Here is a 1,068-nt window from a genome sequence, read left to right as displayed (position 1 = left end):
AGCTTGTTGGCCATCTGCTTGACCGCGCAGAGGCCGATCTCCTGCTCCATCTGCACGAAGTAGGTGTTGACCGAGAGCGCCATCGCCTCCTTGAGTTCGTACGGGCCGACCTCGCCCGAGGACTCGTTGGGGATGGTGCCGCCCTTCTTGCCCTTCTCCAGGTTCTTCCAGGTGCCGTCGCAGGTGGTCATCGTCGGCCAGTCCATCTTGTTCGGCGAGGCGTAGGACTGGGTGGAGGTCAGCCCGGCCTCCAGTCCGGCGGCGGCCACGATCGGCTTGAAGTTGGAGCCCGGCTGGAAGCCGTTGCCGCCGCCCATCGCCGCGTCCACGTTGTAGTTGACGACGGTCTGGTTCTTGGCCGGGTCGATCCCGTACGGCCGGGTCTGGGTCATCGCCAGGATCCTGCCGGTGCCCGGCTCGACCATGGTCATCGCCGCCGACACCTGGTCGGTGACCTTCACCTTGGTGGTCACGGCCTTGAGCGCGGCCGCCTGCTTCACCGGGTCGAGGGTGGTGTGGATGAACAGGCCGCCCTGGTCCCAGAGCTTCTTGCGCTCGGCGGCGGTCTTGCCGAAGACCGGGTCCTGCTTGACCACGTGCCGGACGTAGTCGCAGAAGAAGCCCATGCCCGCTGGCGGTGATGCAGCCGTTCTGCGGCGCCTGGTAGTGCAGGGCGACCGGCCCGGACTTGGCCTCCTTGGCCTGCTCCGGGGTGAGGTGCTTGTTCTCGACCATCTTGTCGATGACGACGTCGCGGCGCTTGCGCGAGGCCTCGGGATGGGCCTTGGGGTCGAACTGGGAGGGGTTCTGCACCAGTCCGGCCAGGGTGGCGGCCTCGGCGACCGTGAGGTCCTTGCTGTTCTTGCTGAAGTAGCGCTGGGCGGCCGCCTGGATCCCGTAGGCCTGCTGGCCGTAGTACGTGATGTTCAGGTAGTTGGTGAGGATCTGGTCCTTGGTCAGCTCCTCCTCCAGCTTGATGGAGTACTTGAGCTCCTGGACCTTGCGGCCGAGGGTCTTGCGCTGGGCCTCCAGCACCGCCACCGGGTCGTCGCCGGCCTTCTCGACGTT

At 66.4% G+C, this 1,068-nt stretch carries 1 protein-coding gene and 1 pseudogene; both read right to left on the bottom strand.

Annotated elements, in window-relative coordinates:
- Positions 1-626 (bottom strand): penicillin-binding transpeptidase domain-containing protein (locus tag VR45_RS48945; RefSeq protein WP_286163451.1); only part of this gene is annotated, 626 nt, incomplete at its 3' end.
- Positions 627-792: 166 nt separating this feature from the next.
- A pseudogene (locus tag VR45_RS48940) lies at positions 793-1,035 on the bottom strand (biosynthetic peptidoglycan transglycosylase); the annotation flags it as partial.
- Positions 1,036-1,068: the final 33 nt, after the last annotated feature.

This window comes from Streptomyces sp. NRRL S-495 (assembly GCF_000966955.1).
In the GTDB taxonomy this organism is placed as follows: Bacteria; Actinomycetota; Actinomycetes; order Streptomycetales; family Streptomycetaceae; genus Kitasatospora; species Kitasatospora purpeofusca.
This window is presented reverse-complemented; position numbering and strand designations above follow the sequence as displayed.